This window comes from Phormidesmis priestleyi ULC007, assembly GCF_003003695.1.
GTDB classification, from domain to species: domain Bacteria; phylum Cyanobacteriota; class Cyanobacteriia; order Leptolyngbyales; family Leptolyngbyaceae; genus Phormidesmis_A; species Phormidesmis_A priestleyi_A.
In genome coordinates this window covers 263027-286804 of sequence record NZ_PVWG01000002.1, presented here as the reverse complement: position 1 = coordinate 286804, position 23778 = coordinate 263027, and the positions used below count along the sequence as shown (strand labels likewise).

The following is a 23778-nucleotide window of genomic DNA, read 5'->3' as shown; positions in this document are numbered from 1 at the left end:
TGGGAATCTAATATTAATCGAGTTCGGTTTCGAGAACGGCAGCGATCGCAGTTTGAGACTTCGTTCTAAATTCTTGAACGTTGACTCGCGCCAGCAATATGACTGCCAAAATCATGCCTAGCGCCTCACAAGCAAACACCAAGCTAAAAGCAAAGAAGGGCTGCTGAAAGAGTTGACGACCGATGTCAAGAATCACGCCTCCCGCCAAAGTTGCGCTGGCTTGAGACAAAGCTTGAGCCAGTCCCCATGCTCCGACAAAGGTTCCTGCGGTTTCTGCGGCAGTTAGATCCAGCATTAAACTGACTGCACTATTGGTCAGCACACCCGAAGACAAGCCAAACAGAATCACGGCACTTTTGAGCAAAACTTGAGTTTGCGTAGAGCCAGAAATAATGATCAGCAGAAAACAAGCGCTCGTCAGCAAGCAACCCATTTTTGCAGTCCGCTGTTTACCGAGACGAGGCACAACCAGAAAGCCGCCGATGCCCATTCCCGCCAAAACGCCGTATCCCCAGTATTTGTTGAGTCCGGCACTTTCGGCGATCGTCATGCCAAACACTTCGCGGGCATAAGGTTCTAAAACGGGCTGCTGAAGAAATAAACTAATCGTCATCACCAGCAAAAACGCGAAAAAGATTCCTGTTTGTCGGCTGGCAGTCAGAACCTTTAAAGCTCTGCCTAACGTAATTTGATCTTCTCGCTCGGCTAACTGCGATCGTGACGCATAGCGTGAATATTTCTTCTCAATGCCAAATGTCGCCAGAAATGTGAGACCAATGACCGCGATCGGAAAAATTGTAAACAGCCGATTCACCACTGGCTGCAACGTTTCGGGCGTTAAGCCAGTCAGCATTTTTTGCCCGACGATCGCGCCGATGATAATCCCAATCATCAGCATTGACCAGACAATTCCGACAACCTTCGATCGCTGATCTTCGTCAGTGATATCGACCAGCAGCGCCATAAATGGGGTCGAACTGGCGCTAATACACAAGCCATACAGCCCAAACATCAACGCGAGTAGGGCAGCCCAAACCGTGCTTTGCGTAGTCCAGCCCGTAGCAGCGCTGGCACCCAGTTTCCAAACGACCTGCACCGCCAAAAACAGGCAGACTGCTTGTAGAGTCATACCGCTCCAGATATAGCCCGTGCGATGATAGCCCCTAATTGGTTTCGAGTCAGACATCTGCCCAAACCAGATCCGAGCCGGAGCCACAAATTGATACATGGCGATCGTGCCTGCTGCGATCGTCCCTGGCACTTTCAGTTCGGAGATCATCACCTGATTGAGAACGCCTAGCGTCAACAGTGACAATATCCCCAACCCCATTTGAAACAAACCTAGCCGAAACATAGTGAATAAGCCCAGCTTAGGCAGAGACTTTACCGGCTCAGACGACACCAACTGTGGATCAGGAAAATCATTAGTCGCCATAGTTTCTCAAAACGCGGAGGTCACGACAAATCAGTTTCTCATTTTTAGGATAAGGGCGATCGGGCGACTTGAGTCCCATGGATTTGTAACGATCGACGGACGCGCCCCTGCTTGCAAATCGCTAGACTAAGAAATGTTAAGTCCTTAAATCAGATCAAATTTTTATGGTGCAGTCCATTTCCTTTGGCGCAAATCTTCCTGCGATTCCACCGCTTGGCATCGGCACTTGGCAATGGGGCGACTCGCTGTTTTGGAGCTATGGCAAAGAATATGGTGAAGCGCAGGTCAAAGAAGCGTTTGATGCCACGATTGCCTCTGGAGTTGATTTTTTTGATACAGCAGAAATCTATGGCTTGGGCGAGTCAGAAAAGCTGTTAGGGCGGTTTATGAAGCAAACCGATCGCCCGGTACAAATTGCCACAAAATATATGCCGTTGCCCTGGCGATTTTCGGCAGAGTCAGTTCATGAAGCGGTATCAGAAAGTTTGAAGCGGCTCCAAATCGATCGCATTGCGCTTTACCAAGTTCATATGCCGTTCGACTTTTTTATGAGCAAAAAAACACTAATGGAGGCATTAGCAGAAGAAGTGAAGCGAGGGCGAATTGCAACGATCGGAGTCAGCAATTATTCGGCTCAACAAATGCGGGAAGCTCACGACTATTTAGCCGCAAAAGGGGTTCCTCTAGCGGTCAATCAAGTTCGTCATTCACTAATCACTCGCCAGATCGAGACGAATGGGATTTTCAATACTGCCCGTGACTTAGGGGTGACAATTTTGGCATACAGTCCTTTAGCTCAAGGGTTATTGACCGGGAAATATACGCCTGAAAATGCGGACTCCGTGACGGGTGCTCGAAAGCTAGATAGTCGATTCAGCCGTCAGGGATTAGAAAAGCTTGCCCCTGTCATTAGCTTGATGCGTGAGATCGGACAAAAGCACGATAAAATGCCCGCTCAAGTCGCGCTGAATTGGCTCATCACTCAAGGCAATGTGATTCCGATCCCTGGTGCCAAAAACGCTGATCAAGCTCGACAAAATGCAGGCGCTCTAGGTTGGTCACTTGATGCAGACGAATTCACAAAGCTCGATTTATTGACTCGCGATCGCCGCTAAAAAAATAGCCTCATGAGTGACAGGAGTGAAACTTTTAGTTAAAGCGGTTCGCTTGACCTTTAAAGTTCAAAACTTGTCACTCAATGGCGCTCTTTACGATTTTCCCACACAAAAATTCCGGAGTTAAGAACTCTCGACGCGAATAATAGGTCAAGAAGGAGCAGTCCTGTGGATTGACTGACACAAGCGTTTATGAGTGCAGTTTTAGTTGTTGACGATAGCACGACGGTTCGGTTAATTCTCGCAGAGTATCTTGAAAGCAGTGGATATGCGGTGATTGAGGCGATCGACGGCATCGAAGCGATCAAGCAAATTCAGACCCATCACCCAGATCTCGTAATTACTGATATTGTCATGCCACGAATGAACGGCTACGAACTGTGTCGCTGGATCAAGAGCGATCCCCGAACGAAGAACATTCCTGTCATGATGTGTACTATAAAAGACGAAGAGTTCGATCGCTATTGGGGCCTAAAGCAAGGAGCCGATGCCTACATCGCCAAACCATATAAACCCTTAGAAATGGTGAACGCCGTAAGACATTTGTTAGAGCAAGCGTAAACGATCGTTCACAACCGCAATTTTCAATCAAAAAAGCGAGTTAAGGAACCTCCTCAACCCGCTAACTTTAGCTATTTTCTACTGCCGTTCGCACTAATTAACGTCAGTTCGACGAGTTTTTTCGCTGCGTTGTCAGCGGCTTCTGCCCCCTAGATCCCCCATTCTGGGGGACTTTGAACCGGAAATTTTGGCTTGAAGTCCCCAAACTTGAGGGATTTAGGGGCACGACAAACTGTAACGAAGCCGTCGAATTCACGTTAATTAGAATTAGCAGAAGTCTTTACCCGTTTGACAGGCTTGGGCTTATCAGAACCGCTGCCACCGCCACCGCGTGAACGAGGCGCATCATCCGCAACGGGATCACTACCAGAAGCCATCCAAGAAGGACGAGTCTTGTCGTAAACCATTTGCAGAGCGGCTGCCGCGATCGTGTGGGGTTCAAACTCTTCAGCCAGTTGCGCCACGATCGGCAAGAACGAAGCCATCCGCTCACCCGTCAGAGCTTCGCGCACCTGACCTTGTAGCTTGTCTAAGTAACGAGCTTCGATTTCGGCACGAGTCGGCACATTGCGAATCTCTAAACGCTGACGCACGTGGTTCTCAATGTCGCGCAGTTTACGACGATCAAGGGCGTGAACCAACGAAATTGCGGTGCCTTCTTTGCCAGCGCGTCCGGTTCGACCGATGCGGTGGACATAGCTTTCAACGCTGTCGGGCAAATCGTAGTTGATCACATGGGTGAGATCATCAACGTGAATGCCTCGTGCTGCGATATCTGTTGCAACTACCCAACGCACCTGACGCTGACGGAACCTGATTAACAGACGTTCGCGCTGAGTCTGGGTGAGATCGCCATGATACTCATCCACACTATGTCCGGCAGCTTGTAGTTGACTGGTCAGTTCGGCAGCAGCGCGACGAGTCCGCACAAAGATTAGAGCCGTATCGGGATCTTCCAACTCTAGAATGGGTTGCAGCGCCCGCGCTTTCGTCCAACCACGGGGGATGGTGTAAGCGACTTGATTAATGCGATTTGGGGCGGCTTTGGGTTGCTCGATCGTCACCGTCACGGGCGATCTCAAGAACTTCGTCACCAGCTTCCGAACTGAAGGCTCCATCGTGGCAGAGAAGAAGGCAGTTTGACGCTCAACAGGCGCCTGGTTCAGGATCTTTTCGACATCCTGAATGAAGCCCATGTTCAGCATTTCATCTGCTTCGTCTAGCACCATCCAACTCAACTGATTGAGCTTTAAGTCACCCCGGCTGAGGAGGTCAATCACCCGCCCCGGTGTGCCGACGACGATTTGAGAACCTTTGCGTAGTCGAGAAATTTGCTGGTCGATCGACTGTCCACCGTAAATTGCTAAGACTTGGACGCGCTTGTCGTCCACAAACGTGCGGGTTGCCTGACATACCTGCATTGCCAACTCACGAGTCGGTGTCAGGATCAGCGCTTGCACTGCGGGATTTTTGGGATCAATCCGCTCCAAGATAGGCAGAGCGAATGCGGCAGTCTTGCCTGTTCCGGTTTGGGCTTGACCCACCACATCGCGGCCCGCGAGTAGGTGAGGAATGGCTTGGGCTTGAATCGCGGTCGGGGCAGTAAAGCCCAACTCTTCTAAGTTACGAACGCGAGTTTCAGAAAGTCCAAGGCTTTGGAAAGAAAGGGTCATTGAATGCTCCTAATAGGTCAAAGGTCATACGCCATTATTTCGATGAGGGGGATCAAGATGTCCTGAGAAAACTCAGGCACGGTCAATCCTACTGGTTACACCATCGGAAAAGGCGCGGTATAAAACATGCGAGACATGCGGGAGAGACGGTCATCAAAAACGACGCATCTCAGATCGCTTTTAGTAAAACAGGGACATCGAAACCCTCATCGAGTCGCCACTAAGGGGTTCTGCATCAGGTCTGCTGCGGTCGCAACATGCCCATACAGGTCATAGATATCGGCATCGACGATCGCTACTGGCACCAGTGCCCCTAGCGATGCCTCACCCTGGACATACACCAGTCCATCCACCTCTGGCGAAAAGCGGGCAGACCGACCGACTAACTCACCCGTTTCCGGGTTTTCTTGCTCAATCAAAACATCGACAACCTTGCCAATCTGCGATCGATTCCGTCTAAGAGAAATCGGTTGCTGAATCTGCATTAAGGCATCGCGACGGGCATCCATTACCGATTGCGGTAACTGGTTGGGCAACTCGTAGGCGGGGGTTTCCTCTTCGGGGGAGAAGGTGAAGACCCCTACATGATCGAACTCGTGACGTTGAACAAATTGCAGCAAATGTTCAAACTGTTCATCGGTTTCACCGGGGAATCCCACGATGAAAGTGGTTCTCAGCACGGCATCGGGTAACGCTGATTTGATGCGCTCAATGATGCCGTCATTTACCCGACCCTGCCAGGGACGATTCATTGATCGAAGAATCTCTGGGTGGGAGTGCTGAAGGGGCAAGTCTAAATAGGGCAGAACGTTAGGCGTTTCTTGCATCGCCGCCATCACGCTAGGCGTTAAGCCCGTAGGATAGGCATAATGCATCCGAACCCAGGGAATATCTACTTCGCCCAGTGCCCGAATCAATTCTGCCAGTCTGGGTTCCCCATAAATATCTAAGCCATAGTTTGTCGTGATTTGAGAGATTAAAATAATCTCCCGAACGCCTTCTGAGACAAGCTGGTTTGCTTCGGCGACAATGGACTCGATCGTGCGCGATCGTTGGTTTCCGCGCAGGTGGGGAATGATGCAAAAGGCGCAACGATAGTCACAACCTTCTGCAATTCTGAGATAAGCAACTCCTTCAGTTGTGGTGCGATAACGAGGAGTCGTTTCATCTGCAATATAGGTGGGTTCTTGCGAGACTTCGGTGACTCGCTCTCCCAATTCAGTCCGCTCGATCACGTCTACGATCTTGTGATAGTCGCCCGTCCCAACCAGCGCGACAGCTTCGGGGAGTTCGTCTAACAGTTGCTCTTGAAAGTGCTGCGCCATGCAGCCCGTGATCACAATCTTTTTGTTGGCTTCTGCCAGTTCTACTAACGTCCGAACTGACTCTTCTCGCGCCGCTTGAATAAAACTGCACGTGTTGACGATTACATAATCTGCGAGTTCATCGTTTGCGTCAACCTCATAACCTGCTTGCACTAGCAGACCGAGCATATGCTCGGTGTCAATTCTGTTTTTTTCGCAGCCTAAATGAGAGATGGCAATAGTTGGCTTGTTGCCCATGAAAAACCTGATGGAGTGAATAACGAAGGGTTAGTATCGGTTTAAACCGTAGCGATCGTCGGTGCGACGGCTCTTCCCCTCGCTTCCCATCCAAGGAGCCAAATGCTTAATGGATACAGATACTCGCAATCGCTTTGTTACGTTGATCTCTATGATAGCGCAAAATTGGAAATATTACGTTCTGTTAAATAGATTCTTTTTCAATCAGAAAAGGGGAAAGGCAAAAATCTACGTCTATACACTGTTTTGCGCTTTTTCAAGCTTAAACCCTAAACCGCTGCAATCCACCTTTTCTCCTTCGTCTTTTACACTTCTTAATCTATCTGACTGAGAACGCTTCGCTAAATTTCTTAGTCACAGGTTCAATCAGGAAGCTGAGAATTGACTTCTTACGGGTCACGATCTCAGCGGCACCTGTCATACCAGGAGTTAGTGCAACGTCTTGACCCCGGACGCTAATGGCACTTTTGTCGAGCCGAATCTTAGCCAAGAAGACCGGACCCATATCGCGACCGTTTTCATCTTTCTCAACGACGGCATCTGGGCTGATCTGAAGCACTTCACCCTCGATAACGCCAAACTCTTGATAAGGAAAGGTCGCTAATTTAATTTTCGCATTCATGCCGGGCCGAACAAAGCCAATATCTCGGTTGAGAACTTTAGCTTCTAGAACGAGGTCTTGATTGTTAGGCGAAATCGAAAGCAATTCTTCGCCCTGCTGCACTGGGCCTTGAGTCACTTTAATGTTGTAGACTGTTCCATCAAAGGGAGCGGTGACGGTTTCTTTGTCAGACTGCTGCTTTTTGGCGATCGCAATCTCGCCGAGCTTTTTCGTCAACTCTTCACGGCGTTGGTTGAGTTGAGTCAGAATTTCGCCTTGACGCTGAGGAGCCAAGCCCTGAGACGTGCTTTTTGCTGACTCAAAAGCTTGCTGCGCTTGATGAATTCGATCCTGTTGAGCTTCGGCTTCTTTCGCTAGAGACGTAATTTTATCTTCTGCATCGTTGATCTGGTTTTTGGCATTGGTGACCTGATCGATGGCGTTGAGATAATCTAACCGGGGAACAGCATTGCTGGCAATCAGCGTGCGGAGGCTTCTCTCTCGCTCTTGAGCCGTGACGAGATTGGCTTTAGCATTTTGCAGCGTTGTCTGAGCATTCGCCAGGTTTTCTTGATATCGCTCTAGGCGAGTTTGCGCTTCGTTAATCGTCGCGATTTGACGATTGGCTTCGGCGATTGCTCCAGCTTGCTTTTCAGTAAATTCTCGTTGACGTGCGTTCAACAACTGATCTTGGATGGGATTTCCCCCTGAAACCGTTTGCCCTCGGCTCTCTGCTTCTAGACGATTGACATCTTCTTGAATCTTTTGGGCATCTGTTTCTAGACTCGCGACATTCGTTTCGCTAACTCCTGGATCGATTTCGACTAAGATATCTCCCTTTTTGACAACGCTTCCAGCTTTGACTCTAGTTTGAGAGACGCTGCCGACCCCAAGTGCTCGAATTGGTCGAACTTCGGTCGAGGGAACGGTTTTGCCTTGAGTGATCGCCACTTCATCAATTTGGCTAAAGTGCGCCCAGCCGATCGTGCCAAACACGATCGCGCTGACCGTTCCTGCCAGAATGCGAGTGTAGAGAGGTGGCAACTCTTGAACGGCTTTGCCAAGCTCAAACGAGAGCGAATCTTCAGGGTTAGCAAGCTGTTGTTTGACTTGCTGAGATTGAGCGGGAGTGGAAGAAAGAGAAACGCGCATAAGTCTTTTGTTTTACCGGGGCAGAAATAAACAGCCAGGTACACTAGCCTCAAAGATAGCCGATCGACCGGAAAGTCTATCAAAGGTTACAGAATGTAACGACACCTGAATAACTCTTAAGCGAGGCGACGATCGTAGACCAGCCTACTAATATGAATCCAGAATGCCCATTTATGTCAATGGTGACACACCTGTGTTTCAACTCCTTTATCCACTAGTTCATGCCATTCAACCGTTTTTGGTGCCAATTTGCTTTGTGTCTGCCTGGTTATTTGTGATTCTCACAGTCTGGAGTTTGTTTTCAACTGTGTTTGAGGGCGTGGGCAGAGCTAGACAGATGCACCAGATCCCTTGTGCAAACTGTCAATATTTTACGGGTGATTACGGGCTTAAGTGTACGGTTCACCCCTCGATCGCGCTGTCTGAAGATGCCATTCACTGTCCTGACTATGATCCGGCTCCCAATCTCTACTAAGATTTTAGAGAAGAATTTGGAACGGTGGAGACGATCGTCATGTTGGTGCAAAAACTCAGTCACTGTCCAGAGTTTGTAGCTGGCGACGGAACGCTGCTGCGTGAGTTATTTCACCCAGACAAGCAGCCGTTAGATTTGAGATATAGTCTGGCACATGCGATCGTCCCAGTCGGACAAACCTCGATTCCCCATGCGCTGACTACATCTGAAGTCTATTACATTCTCACGGGCGAGGGAGAGATGCACATTAACGACGAAACCCAGACCGTAGAGCCTGGGGATGCCATTTATATTCCGCCCAGTGCAACACAGTTTATCTACAACAGTGGCAACGAGCCGCTAGTTTTCATCTGTATTGTTGACCCAGCTTGGCAGAAGGAAGATGAAACGGTCTACCAATGAGCGATCGCAGGGTGATGAAATTAATCTTCACCCCTGACGATTGCTAATCTTGGTTTAACTCTGGGTAATGGCGCTTAGGAAGCTGTTCGGCCTCTGGACAATCATCCGAAACTAGGGGATCGACATTTCCTTTCGGTACAGAAGCAAGCTTCTGAGTGACAGCCCCAATGCTTTCTAGGCGCACCATTTCCTCCCAAGAGCAATTTTCGTCGTCTTCTTCGGTTTCATAACGCAACGTGACCAGATCGCCTTCGATATCTAGAATCTTGGCACGCTCAATCCAGCGTTGCTGATCCCGCAAGAAAATCCAGACTTCTCGACCATCGCAACAGAGTTGATAGATCTTGCGGTGTAGCATGTATTGCTTCTCCTGAGCAAATGACTCTTAAAACTGCATCTTGAAACTGCGATTCCCTAAGCTTTAGAGTGGCAGTGTTCTTCAAATCTGGCAAGGAAGAATCCGATCTCCTTGTCGGCACCATTTTTCATTTTCCTGCTGAGAGAGGATTGCTGACGTTGGTACAAATCATTTAAGGTAGGCAAAGGTTGAAGTGGCTCAGTTTAATAAAGTGCAGGGATTGAATCAAAAGAGCAAGGGTTGATCAGACGGGTGAGAAGCACAGGCATATCGGCATCGGTCAGGGGCTTGGGATGGGGCATCGATGAATCTAGCCATTGTGCAAAGCGTTCCCATAAGTTTACGAGCCTTTCAAGGTCTTGCTAGTTAACTGCCTCTAAGTATCGGATTGTACCAACTATTCTAGCCATTGTTAAGCAAAGTGACTAAATATAGACTAACAAGTTTTGAGGTCAAGGAAGCCAACGGGGATGAAATCCGGGCATGGGCAGAGCTTCGGGTTGAACTTTAGCGGTTAAATTGCCAGTGAGAGGCAAGAGCCAGAGACGGCCGTTAGCCAGTGATTTGCCATCGGGCGACTGAGCATCTCCATCGGTTTGGTCAAAGATCAGCGCTAACCCATCGGGGGCAAGGCTCATCTGAATATCTCGCTGTTTAGGCAGCAGCACCATTGGATGCAGGGCACGTTCACCGCCTTGGGTCATGGCAGTTTTGAGGTCGATCGCGGCGAGATAGGGCTGTTCTTGATAAGTGGCACCCGGAATGAGATTAGTCAACAAACAATAGAGAATCTGCTCGGTGGGGTCAAACTGAGCGCTGACGATCGAGCCTGTGGTTTTAAAGATTTCTTTTGAGTCTCCTTGATTGGTCACGAGAAACAGCGATCGGGTGTAATCAGTGTTGAACTTTAGCATTGCGGCGCTGGAGCCATCTTTGGAGAAACTCAGCACAGTGCCAAACTTGGGTAAAAAGTCTAGCGGATCAGCCTGGGGTTGCAGAGGAATGATGGCGAGTCCTTGCCCTTGCGCGATCGCGAGAGACGAACTGTCGGGCGTAATTAAAAATTCACCGCCAGGCTGTTTATTATCTAACGGCTGGGGCGCAGAGCCTTGACGAATGATCCACGGCCCAAAATCGTTGGGATTTTTGCGACTGACGCGCTGCACGACAATCACGTTTCCATCGGGTGACACATCGAATTTGAGATTTTGGTAATCTTGATTGTCGAGAACGCGCTCAATTTGTCCAGATGACGGGCTAGGCGAGGGTTTAACTGAGTTAAAGAAATCCCAATCAGATTTTTGAATATCACTGGGTTGGGCAGGGGAATTGATCGCAAGTCCGGTTGTAACGGTGTAGAGTTTTTGATCCACTAACGTTTGGGACTGATTGGCGCGCTCGATGGCAGAAAAAAGAATCCGATCGCTTTGGGTATAGGGCTTAAAGTCCATTACCACTAGATTTTGAGGAGTCAGGATTTTTTTCTCCTGCTTTGTCATGTTAAAGAGAATCAGCCGTCCCGCTTCGTCTCCGTCAACCCCAATGTAGGCAAAGGCACGATCGCGGCTCTGAAAGTTTCCGACAAATGGCTGAATGCTGACGCGATCGCTGCCCTCTTGAGTAAAGCGGTCTTGAGCGTTTTGCAGCTTGACATTAAAAGACGTGCCATAAGGAGCAGGCGCATTCAGGGTATACGCCATTCGTCGCCCTGCCCAGCTTGTCTTTCCGGGCAAAGATGGCTCGATTTGCAAGTTTTGCTCAACGCTGTTGTGATCCATCGGGCGACTAAACGTCAGCACAAACGCACTATCATCTGAGCCAACTTGCTTGTTTTGCCAGCTAAAATCACGGACTCGTGGGGCACTGCGATCGCCGCTCAATAACAGCAGCCCAATCACAACGCTCAAAATTGCCATCACAAATAGCGCGGCACGATCGAGCGGTTGAAAAAACTGCTTGGGCGGAGCGGTTGGCGTGGGTTGCATACTCAATGATCAAACACTTGAGAATTCAGTATAGATTACTGCAAATCGTTTTCAGGCAGGGTTAACCCTAATCGCTGCTGAAGCGCCTGAATCACTTCTTCACCCGATTGCGGGTCTAAAATTTTTAGATCTTCTTCGGTGTAATTCATCAGATCGCCGATCGTCTGGATTTGAGTGCGTTTAAGCGAACCGAGTGCCTTCATCGAAAGCTGAAGATCTTCAATGGGTCTGCGATCGAGCGCGTCATTCATAACTCTAAAAGTGTTTGAAAATAGGAGTTTTGAATTCTAGTCTAGAGCTTTCTGAAGAATTGCCTTCTCGATCGCCCCTATCTCACATTCAATCACTCAATCTGATCGTCCTCATTCTTATCCGGGAACTCTAGAACTCGATCGCGCTCCACAAAGCGAGTCGGCAAGCCCCATTTGCACCTGTTTTAAGAGATCTTCTCATGAATTTAGAGTCAAAAGCGCCAGAACATTCTAATCCCCTAACGCAGGAAATTTTATCATCAGATCCTCAAGAGAACCTTGCTGTAGAAATTGCCGAGCAAGCTTTCTGGAGCGATCAAGATTCGGATGATGATGAGAACAGCCCCGCTAAAGCGCAAACTTTATTACTCAACGGTAGACCGATTCCTGAAGCTGATTTCCCTCACTTGTTTGCCGCAGAGAGAAAGCTGAAATATGTTCAAGGAGTCTCGCAGTCAGGGCAAGTTTATCTGCTCACAAACCTGCTGCAAGATGTGTCAGAAATGCTGTTGCAGTCTCAAAACGTCTGGACGATCGGGCGACATCGCGGAGCCGCTATATCTCTGAGCGATCGTAAACTGTCGCGCCGTCATGCCGTGATTCTCTACGATGCCGATCAAGGGTTTTATCTGATTGATCTCAACAGCATGAATGGCTCTTATGTAAATGGCGATCGAGTTCAGCAGCGTCATCTTTTACACGATGGCGATCGAGTTTGTTTGGGCAGCATCGAGTTTTTCTTCTTTATCAGTCAACAGCAACACTTTTTAGAGCCAATTCACCCAGAAGTGTTGTCTCGCCTGCACAACTTGAGGTCGCGCTCAACGCCTTTTGCTGACTACTCAGAAGAACAGCAGGCGATCAAGTCCAAGCTTTAGCGCCCCAATCATGCCTTTATCAAGTTGCGTAGAGACATTCTGGCGGAACATCTCTACGGGGGTTAGCGATCGCTAGATCAACAAAGGGCTGAAGCCGTGCTTCACAGATGCCGCACCAATTTCCTCCATCTTTTCAACGGTGATATAGTTCCGCCCCCAAGAAAAGTTAGTGTGCAACTTCTCAAACTCTAGCAGCATCGACTCAGCAAAACAGGCAAATAGCTGACGAGCAGGCACGTCCATATTAACGATGCTCATAATCCGCCAGTCAATGTCTAGCGAGTGTTCGACAATGCCGCCATTCAGAACGTGCACACCGGGATACTGCACCTTCGTCCCCAAATTTTTGGGATAGCCACCATCGATCAGCAAGCAAGGCTGCTTAAGAACGGCTGGATTGATCTCAACGCCTTTGGGCATACTAGCAACCCAAACGATGATGTCTGCTTGGGGTAGAGCTTCTTCCAGCCCCATAATTTTGCCGCGACCGAGTTCGGCTTGCAGGTTTTGCAGACGTTCTTGGTTACGAGCAATCAACAGCAGTTCAGCAACGTCGGTGCGCTTGTCTAACCAACGGCAAACCGCGCTGCCAATATCGCCCGTTGCGCCACAGATCGCCACCGTCGCTTCAGACAAATTAATGCCCAATTGTTTAGCGGCTTGCTCGACTTGACGGCAGATGATGTAAGCGGTATGGGTGTTGCCTGTGGTGAATCGCTCAAACTCCAGCATCACATTGCGGACTTGGCGAACCTGACTGAGGTTAAAGTTTTCAAAAATAATTGATGAAAATCCACCTAACGCAGTAATGTTGATGCCGTGCTTTTGGGCGTGTGCCATCGCATTGATAATTTTGCGAGTAGCTGCCTTGATCCGACGGGTCGCTAACATTTCTGGAAGAAAACAAGACTCGACGTATCTGCCCTCGATCTTTTGCCCAGTAATGCTTGTAACGGTGATGTTGTCAACAATTTGCGGAGGAGCGCTGCACCAAAAATCCAACCCTTGGTCGGCATATTCGGGATAGCCTAACTCTCTAGCAACTGATTGAGCGTGCTCTAGACTCGTGAGATGACCAATTAAACCAAACATCGACGAATATATATGTAGCCTGCGGGTAAGGCTGAAATGAGGTGGATATCGAAGGAGATTTCAGGTTTCAGGGTCAGAGTACTTGCGCTCTGTCCGACTTCTGAAACCTGGAACCTTTAGACGGTTGCTAATCCGTAGGCTGACATTCGCATGATGTCGCGAGTGGTAAACCCAATATTGCTGAGAGCTTCACCGTATTGGATCATGAAGTCTTCGACCAATGCTTCTCGCTCCATGCCGAGAACTTTGGCATCGACATCGACTTGGTTTAGCATCTTCCAGACGATCGGAAGGTTAGCGCGGTTGGCTTCTTCAAGTTCGGCTTTTGAGGCTTCAAAGTTTGCTTTGAGCCACTCTTCACCAAAGTTGAGGTGTAGATATTCGTCTTTGACAACTCCTTCGGTGATCTTGCGGGCGAAGTCATCTGCAACGGGGATATAGATGTTGTAGGCAGCGATCGCAAAACATTCAATGATCAAAGACTGAATCAGCAAACAGGTGACGGTCTTATTTTCTGCTGCCGCCGTTTGAAAATTCTCGTGTAGTGGAGAGAAAAATTGACGGGCAAACTCCATATCTGGAGTCACTTTAAGATTGCGACCACAAGCTTCAAACCCTTTTTTGTGACGGCTCTCCATTTTTGCCAAGCCGACAAGCTGATCTTTTTGATCAGGCAGCAGCCCGCCAAGACTGTGGTAGTTTTCGTATGCTTCTTGCTCGCCCTCAATCACGATCGCGTTGATGCGGCTGTAAGCGTCTTTATAAGTTTCGCTGTGGAAGTCAATGTCTTGAATCGCCTCAAGTTGGGGCATAAAACAGTAGTCTCCTGGTCATGAATAAGTCGTCACAAATCGATCCGGGGCTTTGAAAGTTAGAAAACAAGGGTCGCGCAACGTGTTTAGCGCCCAGTCTACACTTTACCGTCTCTCGTCAAGGGTGAAGATGAGAATCGTTAAATTCTGCTCTATTTTGCACGTTTGGGGGCTAAAATGCCAGACTCTTAATTTTGTATCATTCAGCGTTAGTGTAGCCTGTGAAGATATCGTTTTCCTATAGAGAAGCTGTTTATCTACCTATTTACTGAGCACAATGCTGTTAGAAAGCTCCGATCGTCAGCCTCCCAATCCTCGCTTGAACTTTAAATCTGGATTATTCGATCAAGATAAAATCCTTCAGAAACTGAGTCTAGTTTTGCTAATTGTCGGCGCAGGTTTGGTGCTGTTGCCGTTGGGCATCGTGGTCAAGACTTCGTTAACTTCAGAAAATGGAGGCTGGTCTTGGGCAAATTATCGTCAGGCTTGGCAGCGAGGCGGATTTTTGCTGGCGTTTGCAAATTCGACCTTTGTAGCGCTAGCGGTCACGGCAGTTCAGATTTTTACGTCGGCGCTGTCGGGTTATGCGCTGGCTCGACTAGAGTTTCGCGGCAAGCAAGCGCTGTTGTTGATTATTTTGACGACGCTGGTGATTCCGTTTCAAATTTTGGTGATTCCGATTTTTTTGGTTCTGAAATGGGGACATCTCATCAATACTTACGGAGCGTTGATTTTGCCAACGGCGGTGAATGGGTTTGGAATTTTTCTGTTGAGGCAGTTTTTTCTAACGATTCCGATCGAGCTTGAAGAAGCGGCGATGCTCGATGGCGCAAATCGGTTACAAATCCTCTGGCGGGTGATGTTGCCGTTGGCGCGTCCAGCGTTGGTAACGCTATTTCTATTTAGTTTTATCGGCGAGTGGAATGATCTGTTTAAACCACTGGTGTTTACGACGCGTCCAGAATTGCAAACGGTGCAGTTAGCGCTGGCGGGGTTTCAAGAGCAGTTTACTAACGATTGGAAACTGATGATGGCGGCGGTCGTGATTGCAACGATTCCAGTAGTCGTGCTGTTTTTGTTAGGTCAGCGGCAATTAATTCGCGGCATCGCAACCACTGGAATTAAAAACTAGCAGATGAAAAACTTAGGAATCGGCTTAATATTGGTGTCATTTTTGCCCTGGGTTACAGTCGCGGCTGTGCCTTTTTTGGCAGTGTCGATCGCTCAAAAAGCAGTTCTGGTTCCCGTGTTGTTAGGAAGTGCTGAAGTGATGTTTTGGCTTGGTATTTTGATCGTTGGTAAAGAGGTCGCTGAACGATATCGACGCTGGTTAAATCCACGTTATTTGTGGGAGAAGATTCGGCGATCGTTTCGCTAGCTGAAAGTGAATTATTCCCAGGTGCCAACGTCGGATGCTTCCTGGTCGTCGTCTAACTTCAAGCGAATGGTGCGCGAAAAGCCCTCACCTTTTGGGTCGCCGAGACAGAACTCGATCGAGTGGCTAGATAACCTGTCCAAGCAGCTTAACAAGGTTCTCAAATGGGGAGAACTGGCTCCAGTATCAACATATACTCGCTCAGACAAAGTGTTGATACGCTTCCAGGTGGTGTAGAGTTTGGCGATCGCTTGCTCTAACTGTGCGGCTTGGCTGACTAATTCTGCGGTCGAATTCAAACAACCCAGGCGAAGCGCTTCTTCGAGTGCCAATTCTAAGTTTAAGGATTCGTTGTTCAATGCTTGAACTTGAGTTGCTGATTCTAGATAACGAGACAAATAGCGGGCTTCTGAAGTGACTTGTTTAAGCGTATCGACATCGGGATTTTGAGCCACCGCGTCTCGAATTGAGACTTGATGAGACTCTGGAAGCTTTTCTAACTGTTTGACTAACGGCGCTAAATAACGAGTCGGAATGGTTTGATCGGCAGCTTTTTCGCGAACTTCAACGGGCAGCAAATCAGAAGTCATTGCCGTCCAATCATCAGAGAGTTGCCGGACTTCTCGACGAGTAATGCGATCGCCCTTTCGTGCCGTGTCGCCAATCATCTGCTGCACTTCGGGCGCAGCTTGAGCCGTTTCAACAAATGCCCGTTTGGTAAATTGATTCACATCTTCAGGCTCTAAACAGCCGCTATCGAGCAGCGTGTCGGCACTGTTGGCTAACTCAATTAAGTTATAAGCCTGACTTTTGCTGATTTCCCGATCTTTGAGCCAATTGAGAAACCCCACACCTCGCCCTTCGCCGCGCTTTTTCTCTCGATCGCGCACGGTTTTGAGAATGCGCCCACGCCAAATGTCGGTTTGTAAGTCAAAGCGATCGCACACCTGCCACGCGGTCTCAATCTGCTGCTGAAATTCGAGGTCTAAAATCTGGTCGTCTTCTGGGTCGGGTAGCTGAAAGCCGAGATCTAAGAATGGCTCTGAGTCAGACGGAGCAAGGTTTGTCGGAAGTTGAGGCGCTTGAACCATCGGGACGTTTTAATGACAGCCGCACCATTATTGCACGATCGCTTTCCACACTAGCCCAATCACAAAAACGCTGAGGGCTGCAATGCTAACCACTAATAATAAAAATCCGAATAGCAATAGCAACACAAATCCTTGGTTTGCTTTTTTCTGATGCTGAGGTGAATCGAGGTGAGCCTCTAATAGACGAATATTTTTGCTGTTGGCTTTCCAAGTGACATCTAATAAATCTCCGGCAACCGGAACTGTCCCGGCTAGCGTGTCAAATACAAGATTAGACACCATTTGCGTCACGGTCGATCGCGGCAGCCCCAATCGAGCCGACTCCCACACAATGTAGACCGAAAATCCTGCCATCACCAAATCTCCCCCACCGGGAATTAAGCCAACGATCGGGTCAATTCCAACTCGGTAAGGAGTGAAGGGAATGGGAATAGCATTATCGAGGATGTGAGCGATCGAGCGTAATCGTTGCAGAGAAGCCGTTTTAGAATCGGGTCGCATAGAGGCTCAAAAAACATCAGCATAGAGGAAGTTAAAGCGATCGGTATAGTATCGAAATCCTTTTGCCCTTCGATGATCTTGGATCAAACTAACAAATCTTTCCCAACTAAGCGCAGCGATCGCACCGTTTCAATCACAACCTCTGCCGCTCGATCGAGGTCTTCAACTGTATTGAATCGCCCGATCCCAAACCGAATCGAAGCATAGGCTAATTCGTCTGAAACTCCCAAAGCTTGCAGGACGTGAGACGGCTCAATTTTGGCAGACGTGCAGGCAGAACCCGAAGAAACGGCGATCGTGGGCTGCAATCCTAATAAAAGTGCTTGCCCGTCTACACCTTCTACACTGATGTTGAGATTTCCGGGTAAGCGTTGAGTGGGATGTCCATTGAGATGAATGCCGTCTAGTTGAGACACTTGCTGCCACAGGCGATCGCGCAATTGGGTCAAGCGCTGCGATTGGGCGGGCATCTCTGCGATCGCTAACTCAACTGCCTTGGCAAATCCGACAATTTGGGGCGGATAAAGCGTGCCCGATCGCAGCCCTCGCTCGTGCCCGCCACCATGCATTTGAGGTGCCACCTGCACTCTAGGATTTCGTCGCCGCACATACAATGCCCCAATGCCCTTTGGTGCGTAGACTTTGTGAGCGGTTAAAGACATTAAATCGATCTGCATCGCCTCCACGTCGAGAGGAATCTTGCCGATCGCTTGGGCTGCGTCAGTATGAAACAGAACTTGATGCTCGTGGCAGAGATGCCCGATCGCCTCTAACGGCTGCAACACCCCAATCTCATTATTTGCCGCCATCACAGACACTAAAATTGTGTCTGATCGCAGGGTCTTTTCTAACAAATCCAGGTCGATTAAACCATCTGATTTCACAGGCAAAAATGTCACCTCAAATCCTAACGATTGCAAATAGTGGCAAGGATCAAGAACGGCATTATGTTCGGTTTGAAGGGTGATAATGTGTCGTCCTCGATCGAGATATGCTTCTGCAACGCCCTTGATTGCTAGATTGTTGGCTTCAGTTGCACCACTCGTAAAAACAATCTCTTCAGGTGCCGCGTGAATTGAGTCTGCCAGAATTTCTCGTGCTTGCTGAATCGCGGCTTCGGCTTCCCAACCGTAGATGTGCCCCACACTCGACGGGTTGCCAAACTGCTGGGTGAAATAAGGCAACATCGCAGCTAACACGCGATCGTCTACTGGGGTTGTCGCTTGATTGTCAAGATAGATCGGACGTTGAGCCATCATTTGCCTATTCTAACTGAGTGCGCGTTTGCGAAAGATAGACGTTTTGCTGCTGTTGATCGCACTCATCTTGAAACACAGTTCTGCTGCAACTGATATATCAATGTGTGCTACTAAAGGTACAAAATTATTCGCAGCCCTTCATCTACTTCCTCTTGCAAATAGTCTGGTAGTGAACCAATGCGCTCAACCAAAAACGTTTTATCAAGCGTGAGAATTTGAGATACGTTAGCAACAGAATCTCTGGGCAAACCTGATGCTTCATGCGGTAACAAGACATTGCCTGGGGCTTCTGCCAACTGAATGTTGGAAGTGATCACTGCGACGATGACCGTATTGATTCGGCTTTGAGTAAAAGTATCGTCTTGAATCACCAAAACGGGACGGCGATATCCAGGCTCTGAAGCTACTGGTTCAGGAAGGTTTGCCCACCAAATTTCTCCTCGATACATTACCAATCCTCACGCGGCAAGGACATGATTTGCATCCTTGCCAACATGGGTTCTAAATCAGAAGACTCTTCAGCATAAACTTCGTTCAGCTTGTTGAGGATTTGATTACGGTTGTGCTTTCGCAGATAGGCTTGCAAAGCTTGTTTATAAAGCTCACTGCGTGACAGCCCCAACTGTTCAGCGAGTGCTTCTGCCTCCTCAAAAACTGAGTCTGGAAGCGAAATAGCAGTTTTCATAGTGACCCTGAGCTGGATTGCTACACTATTAGTTATACTTTAGTTATACCAAAATTACAAGAGCCATTTATGCTGTAACGCCTACAGAAAAATTTGAGCGATCGGGGTGCTGAATCCTGGCAGCAAAGGTGAGGTGAGACTGTCTCCGTCGAGTAGAGTGGCAACCAGTTGAAGTTGGGCTTCGTTACGGCGATAAACTTCTAGAGTTTTTAGTTGCCAATTAACAATCCAATATTCCTGGACACCGTGCAAGGAGTAAAGCTTGAGTTTAACTTCCTTATCTCGCTGTTCGTTGAGATCACCAGGAGAGAGCACTTCAACTATTAGCTCAGGGGCAACGGTTAGATGCCCTGCTTGATCAATGCCGCTGTCAAGGCTTTCTCGGCTGATCCAAACGACATCAGGAATCACCGCATCAGTTGGGGTGAAAATAACGCCTGGTGTCTGAAAGGCGTTCCCCATCCCACTTGTCTCTGACCAAGTTTCTAAGCGAACGTGCAGTTTGCCTGCTGCGCCTTGATGGCGAATGTGAGGGGCGCGGGTCACAAGCAGTTCTCCATCAATAATTTCATAGCGTTTCCAACCGCCATCGTCGGGCATGGCATCAAGATCACGGGTTGTCCAGCGCAGGGATTTGGCGACCATAGGGTTGACCATTGAGCTTGTTTTTTAGTGTAGTCGATCGTAGAAACGGCTGCTGATTGTCAATAAGCGGTTTAGCTCAACAACGCTCGATCGAGGCTGCTTAACTAAGTCCTGTTCAAAGAATCACCAACTCAAATTTTGACCGATCGCTTTTCATCAACTTATTTAGAAATGCGCTTTAAGGGTAAAGTTTGAGAACCTCCTCTACCTTTTTTCTAGCAGCTAATGGCGAAAACTGTTCTCATTACTGGCGCTTCAACAGGCATTGGGCTGGCAACTGCAAAACTATTTCAGCAGCAAGGCTGGAACGTGGTTGCGACCATGCGATCGCCCGAAAAAACCTCTGACCTAACAACACTCGATAACACGCTGTGCCTACGATTAGATGTCACCGAGCCGGACTCGATCGCCCAAGCCGTCACCGATGCCCTAGAGAAATTCTCAACGATCGATGTACTAGTCAACAATGCCGGATATGCTTTGCTAGGCGCATTTGAAGCCTGCACACCTGAACAGATTGAGCGACAATTTGCGACTAATGTTTTTGGATTGATGGCGGTGACTAGAGCTGTGTTGCCGCACTTTCGAGAACGGCGATCGGGCACCATTATTAACGTCTCCTCGATCGGGGGCAAAACGGCGTTTCCGCTCTATAGTCTCTATCATTCTACAAAATGGGCGGTTGAAGGCTTTTCAGACTCGCTGCGATACGAATTAGAGCCGTTCAATATTCGGGTAAAAATTATTGAGCCAGGCCCGATTAAAACTGATTTTTATGGGCGATCGACTGACCTCGCAACCCGTCCGGGATTGATGGCTTATGATGCCTTCGTTGCAAAAGTGTTGCCCAAACTCAAGCAGGTAGGCGACAGCGGCTCACCGCCAGAAGTTACGGCAGAGGTGATTTATCAAGCCGCGATCGATTCATCTCAGCGACTTCGCTACCCGGCTGGCGGCAATGCGGGGGCGTTGTTGCTGTTGAGAAAACTATTGCCCGATCAGATCTTTAGTACAATAGTTCGGAGCAGCACGATCGGATAATCGCGACTTATGATCAAAATCCTCCATCTTTCCGACATTCACTTAGGAAGCGGATTTTCTCATGGGCGAATCAACCCAGAAACCGGACTCAACACGCGACTAGAGGATTTTGTTGCGACACTGGGACGGTGTATCGATCGTGCCCTCTCTGAACCCGTCGATCTCGTCTTATTTGGAGGCGATGCCTTTCCTGACGCAACGCCGCCTCCGTATATTCAGCAAGCCTTTGCCCGTCAGTTTCATCGCCTGGTTGAGGCGGGCATTCCCACTGTGCTGCTCGTCGGAAATCACGATCAGCATTCTCAAGGAGCGGGCGGCGCGAGTCTATGTATTTATCGAACTTTGGGTGTACCGAATGTGATTGTGGGCGATCGCCTCGATTCTCACACCATCCAAACCCAGAATGGTGCTGTTCAAGTCATCACTCTGCCGTGGCTGACGCGATCAACGCTGCTCACCCGCCCCGAAACAGAAGGGCTGTCAATGTCAGAAGTGGGGCACTTGTTGCTTGATCGTCTCCGCGTTGCCCTCGAAGGTGAAATTCGTAAACTCGATTCTGCCCTGCCGACCGTTTTGTTGGCTCACTTGATGGCAGATTCTGCCACCTATGGCGCAGAGCGATTCCTAGCCGTGGGCAAAGGGTTCACCATTCCACTTTCTCTGATCACGCGCGATTGTTTTGATTATGTGGCGCTGGGTCACGTTCATCGTCACCAGATTCTTTGTCAACAGCCTTTGATTGTTTACCCTGGCAGCATTGAGCGAGTCGATTTTAGCGAAGAGAAAGAAGAGAAAGGATTTGTTTTAGTGGAGCTAGAGCGGAGAAAAGTTGAGATGGAGTTTTGTCCGCTTCCGGTGCGATCGTTTCGCACCATAGAACTCGATTTGTCTGAAGAAGATGAGCCACAGGCGACATTGCTCGATGCGATCGCATCCGAACTCGTTGAAGATGCTGTGGTGCGACTGATTTATCAACTTCGCCCCGAACAGGTTGATCGCGTTGACGATTCTCTGATTCACCAAGCTCTGAGCAGCGCTCATAATTACACCATTCACCCTGAGCTAATCAGTCAACTCTCTCGTCCGCGTCTGCCAGAATTGGGACTTGGCACCACGATCGAGCCATTGCAAGCCCTCCAAGCTTATTTGCAAAACCGCGAAGATTTGCGCGACCTGCAAGAACCCATTCTCGAAGCGGCTCAACGATTGTTGACTGACGAGACGGTTTGGGCAGGTTCGATCGGGTTGACGATTAACTTAGAGGACGCATTACCCGTTGAGTTAGAAGAGACGCAACTGCGATTGCTATAGTGCGATGCAGTTGCATTTCTCCAGTCATGTCAGATTCTCCGAACTGTTTTCACTGAACTTAGGATCGTGGATTAAATGGTATCGGTTACTTGCGATGGCAATGGGCACGGCAATGCCATGCCCCTACTTATTTCTGCTTAACTAGGTTTTGGATCTCTTGACGCAATTGAGGACTCTTTTGCACTGCCTCAAAAATTTGGTTAAAGCGCGGCACCTCTAACCCTTGAGCCTGCACCGCTTTCTCCATCTTGGCATCGCTGTCTTTTTGAATTTGCACTATCTTGGTCACGACTCGATCGTAGCTTTGCCGTTCTTTAGGCTGAATCTGCACAGCAGGAGCCGCCTTGGGATCTTTCTGTGCTTTGTAAATCTCATCAAAGCGCTGCTCGGTCAACCCCTTCTCGTCTTTAATTGCTTGAGCGGCTGCTTTCTCAGATTCACGATTGATCACCAAAATTTGCTTAATGGCATTCGCAAACTTCTGCACTTCATCTTTGCTGACGGATGTAGTTGGGGCTGCTTGAGACGCAGGGGCTGAAGTTTGTGCCTGAGCCGGGAGATGAGCAGCACCTAACAGAGCAACGGTGCAACAAGCGACCAAAACACGCTTGATCATGTTGAATTCTCCTATAGACGTGGGGAGGTGAACTTGTCGCCAACTGCACTGGCTTAAAGTGGTTAAAAAACAACGGCTTTAGAGTGGGTTGTAGACTTGCTTTGACCTATAGTACCGAGAATTGATCGAATCAACATCCGATCGTGACAGTTTTCTCGATCGTCCTCGGCTCAGTCAATTTATCTCTCTAGGCATATCTGAACAACCGCAAGTCAGAACCCTTGATAGAGATAACTTTTTTAGCGCATCGATACAAATTAAAAGCATAGGTGGCGTGAGTTGTCACCCAGTTTCACGCACGAGTTAACCTCTATGCAGTCTTCTGATTTTAACCAGCCCGCTGACTTTCAGTTCTCTGCTCAGTCAGCCCTAGCTGAATCTCCTCCTTTATCCGCTTCTCAAAGTGCCACTGCGATCGCGACTCAAGACGCAGCGCTGTTAATCATTCCACTTTGCTTTGTGGCGATTTGGGCAGCCGTTGTCTGTGTCATCTCTAACACCTGGAAGCCCAGTCGTAAAGAGATTGAAAGCAACAAGCACACGTCTCAACTTCCTTGTAAAAAATGTGCTTACTTTAACAATAATCCTTATATAAAGTGTGCGGCTAACCCTCACATTGCAATGACAAAAGCTGCCAACGATTGTGGTGATTTTCAATCACGAGATCAGAAAACATTACGTTAAGAAAGCACTTCAAAACAGATAGAGTCTCTACCCCTTAAGACCACAACTCCAAAATTCAAACTGGCATGAAATCTCTGGCGATCGTTCCGGGTCGAGCAGGGCAAAGCGTGGATGTTGGTTAAGTAGGCACTGTTTGCTTGCTAACCACGTCAACTTTGCCTGTAGACTAAAGGGCTAGAAAAGTTTAGCCCTTTGTTTCAGACGAGCGAAACCTAGAC

26 protein-coding genes are annotated in these 23778 nt (G+C 48.6%); 10 read left to right on the top strand and 16 right to left on the bottom strand.

Annotated elements, in window-relative coordinates; all coding sequences use genetic code 11:
* Positions 1-13 precede the first annotated feature (13 nt).
* Positions 14-1435 (bottom strand): BCD family MFS transporter, encoded by a 1422-nt coding sequence (locus C7B65_RS03730; protein ID WP_073069544.1) that lies wholly within the window; start codon positions 1433-1435, stop codon positions 14-16.
* Between the two features lie 164 nt (positions 1436-1599).
* Between C7B65_RS03730 and C7B65_RS03725 the strand changes: the two genes are divergently transcribed.
* The gene (locus C7B65_RS03725; protein ID WP_181314323.1) at positions 1600-2550 is read left to right on the top strand and encodes an aldo/keto reductase; all 951 of its coding nucleotides are present in this window, start codon (positions 1600-1602) and stop codon (positions 2548-2550) included.
* A 192-nt stretch (positions 2551-2742) separates the two neighbouring features.
* A complete protein-coding gene (locus tag C7B65_RS03720; protein ID WP_073069543.1) occupies positions 2743-3111 on the top strand; it encodes a response regulator in 369 nt (122 codons plus the stop codon).
* 257 nt (positions 3112-3368) lie between these two features.
* Here the strand turns inward: C7B65_RS03720 and C7B65_RS03715 are convergent, their stop codons facing one another.
* From C7B65_RS03715 to C7B65_RS03705, 3 genes are all read right to left on the bottom strand, one after another.
* A complete protein-coding gene (locus C7B65_RS03715) occupies positions 3369-4784 on the bottom strand; it encodes a DEAD/DEAH box helicase (protein WP_073069542.1) in 1416 nt (471 codons plus the stop codon).
* Between the two features lie 206 nt (positions 4785-4990).
* Positions 4991-6346 (bottom strand): 30S ribosomal protein S12 methylthiotransferase RimO, encoded by a 1356-nt coding sequence (gene rimO / locus C7B65_RS03710; RefSeq protein ID WP_073069541.1) that lies wholly within the window; start codon positions 6344-6346, stop codon positions 4991-4993.
* 319 nt (positions 6347-6665) lie between these two features.
* Positions 6666-8099, bottom strand: a complete 1434-nt coding sequence (locus C7B65_RS03705; protein ID WP_073069540.1) for an HlyD family type I secretion periplasmic adaptor subunit — start codon at positions 8097-8099, stop codon at positions 6666-6668.
* Positions 8100-8262: 163 nt separating this feature from the next.
* Here C7B65_RS03705 and C7B65_RS03700 point away from each other — a divergent pair, with 163 nt between their 5' ends.
* A complete protein-coding gene (locus tag C7B65_RS03700) occupies positions 8263-8574 on the top strand; it encodes a hypothetical protein (RefSeq protein WP_223257278.1) in 312 nt (103 codons plus the stop codon).
* Between the two features lie 39 nt (positions 8575-8613).
* On the top strand, positions 8614-8976 hold the full coding sequence (locus tag C7B65_RS03695; protein WP_073069539.1) for a cupin domain-containing protein: 363 nt from the start codon (positions 8614-8616) through the stop codon (positions 8974-8976).
* A gap of 43 nt (positions 8977-9019) precedes the next feature.
* On the opposite strand, the gene C7B65_RS03690 is transcribed toward C7B65_RS03695, so the two are convergent.
* From C7B65_RS03690 to C7B65_RS03680, 3 genes are all read right to left on the bottom strand, one after another.
* On the bottom strand, positions 9020-9334 hold the full coding sequence (locus C7B65_RS03690; protein ID WP_073069538.1) for a DUF6679 family protein: 315 nt from the start codon (positions 9332-9334) through the stop codon (positions 9020-9022).
* A 452-nt stretch (positions 9335-9786) separates the two neighbouring features.
* Entirely contained in the window at positions 9787-11319 is a 1533-nt protein-coding gene (locus C7B65_RS03685; RefSeq protein ID WP_073069537.1) for a hypothetical protein, read from the bottom strand.
* 35 nt (positions 11320-11354) lie between these two features.
* Positions 11355-11570 (bottom strand): DNA-directed RNA polymerase subunit alpha C-terminal domain-containing protein, encoded by a 216-nt coding sequence (locus tag C7B65_RS03680; RefSeq protein ID WP_073069536.1) that lies wholly within the window; start codon positions 11568-11570, stop codon positions 11355-11357.
* Between the two features lie 200 nt (positions 11571-11770).
* Between C7B65_RS03680 and C7B65_RS03675 the strand changes: the two genes are divergently transcribed.
* Positions 11771-12448, top strand: a complete 678-nt coding sequence (locus C7B65_RS03675) for an FHA domain-containing protein (RefSeq protein WP_073069535.1) — start codon at positions 11771-11773, stop codon at positions 12446-12448.
* Between the two features lie 72 nt (positions 12449-12520).
* Here C7B65_RS03675 and C7B65_RS03670 read toward each other — a convergent pair whose 3' ends face one another.
* Positions 12521-13540, bottom strand: coding sequence for a long-chain acyl-[acyl-carrier-protein] reductase (locus C7B65_RS03670; protein ID WP_073069534.1), 1020 nt, complete (start codon positions 13538-13540; stop codon positions 12521-12523).
* A gap of 116 nt (positions 13541-13656) precedes the next feature.
* Positions 13657-14352, bottom strand: a complete 696-nt coding sequence (locus C7B65_RS03665; RefSeq protein ID WP_073069533.1) for an aldehyde oxygenase (deformylating) — start codon at positions 14350-14352, stop codon at positions 13657-13659.
* A gap of 277 nt (positions 14353-14629) precedes the next feature.
* Here C7B65_RS03665 and C7B65_RS03660 point away from each other — a divergent pair, with 277 nt between their 5' ends.
* Positions 14630-15484 (top strand): carbohydrate ABC transporter permease, encoded by an 855-nt coding sequence (locus tag C7B65_RS03660; RefSeq protein ID WP_083582662.1) that lies wholly within the window; start codon positions 14630-14632, stop codon positions 15482-15484.
* 3 nt (positions 15485-15487) lie between these two features.
* Positions 15488-15730 (top strand): transporter suffix domain-containing protein, encoded by a 243-nt coding sequence (locus C7B65_RS03655; protein ID WP_073069532.1) that lies wholly within the window; start codon positions 15488-15490, stop codon positions 15728-15730.
* An 11-nt stretch (positions 15731-15741) separates the two neighbouring features.
* Here C7B65_RS03655 and C7B65_RS03650 read toward each other — a convergent pair whose 3' ends face one another.
* From C7B65_RS03650 to C7B65_RS03625, 6 genes are all read right to left on the bottom strand, one after another.
* Positions 15742-16818 (bottom strand): hypothetical protein, encoded by a 1077-nt coding sequence (locus C7B65_RS03650; protein WP_073069531.1) that lies wholly within the window; start codon positions 16816-16818, stop codon positions 15742-15744.
* Positions 16819-16845: 27 nt separating this feature from the next.
* Positions 16846-17319: a DUF4112 domain-containing protein gene (locus C7B65_RS03645; RefSeq protein WP_073069530.1), complete on the bottom strand. Its 474-nt coding sequence runs from the start codon at positions 17317-17319 to the stop codon at positions 16846-16848.
* Between the two features lie 83 nt (positions 17320-17402).
* Entirely contained in the window at positions 17403-18578 is a 1176-nt protein-coding gene (locus tag C7B65_RS03640; protein ID WP_317615785.1) for an IscS subfamily cysteine desulfurase, read from the bottom strand.
* A 110-nt stretch (positions 18579-18688) separates the two neighbouring features.
* Positions 18689-19027: a type II toxin-antitoxin system PemK/MazF family toxin gene (locus tag C7B65_RS03635; RefSeq protein ID WP_083582660.1), complete on the bottom strand. Its 339-nt coding sequence runs from the start codon at positions 19025-19027 to the stop codon at positions 18689-18691.
* Positions 19027-19263, bottom strand: a complete 237-nt coding sequence (locus C7B65_RS03630) for a ribbon-helix-helix protein, CopG family (protein WP_073069528.1) — start codon at positions 19261-19263, stop codon at positions 19027-19029. The genes C7B65_RS03635 and C7B65_RS03630 overlap by 1 nt, the downstream gene beginning before the upstream one ends.
* 81 nt (positions 19264-19344) lie before the next feature.
* On the bottom strand, positions 19345-19908 hold the full coding sequence (locus C7B65_RS03625) for a Uma2 family endonuclease (RefSeq protein WP_083582670.1): 564 nt from the start codon (positions 19906-19908) through the stop codon (positions 19345-19347).
* A 225-nt stretch (positions 19909-20133) separates the two neighbouring features.
* On the opposite strand from C7B65_RS03625, the gene C7B65_RS03620 reads away from it, so the two are divergent.
* Complete coding sequence (locus tag C7B65_RS03620; protein ID WP_073069526.1) at positions 20134-20949, top strand: SDR family oxidoreductase; 816 nt, start codon at positions 20134-20136, stop codon at positions 20947-20949.
* Positions 20950-20958: 9 nt separating this feature from the next.
* Positions 20959-22260: an exonuclease subunit SbcD gene (gene sbcD, locus C7B65_RS03615; protein WP_073069525.1), complete on the top strand. Its 1302-nt coding sequence runs from the start codon at positions 20959-20961 to the stop codon at positions 22258-22260.
* Positions 22261-22387: 127 nt separating this feature from the next.
* On the opposite strand, the gene C7B65_RS03610 is transcribed toward sbcD, so the two are convergent.
* Complete coding sequence (locus C7B65_RS03610) at positions 22388-22876, bottom strand: DUF4168 domain-containing protein (RefSeq protein ID WP_073069524.1); 489 nt, start codon at positions 22874-22876, stop codon at positions 22388-22390.
* 312 nt (positions 22877-23188) lie between these two features.
* Here C7B65_RS03610 and C7B65_RS03605 point away from each other — a divergent pair, with 312 nt between their 5' ends.
* Entirely contained in the window at positions 23189-23560 is a 372-nt protein-coding gene (locus tag C7B65_RS03605) for a hypothetical protein (RefSeq protein ID WP_073069523.1), read from the top strand.
* Positions 23561-23778 lie beyond the last annotated feature (218 nt).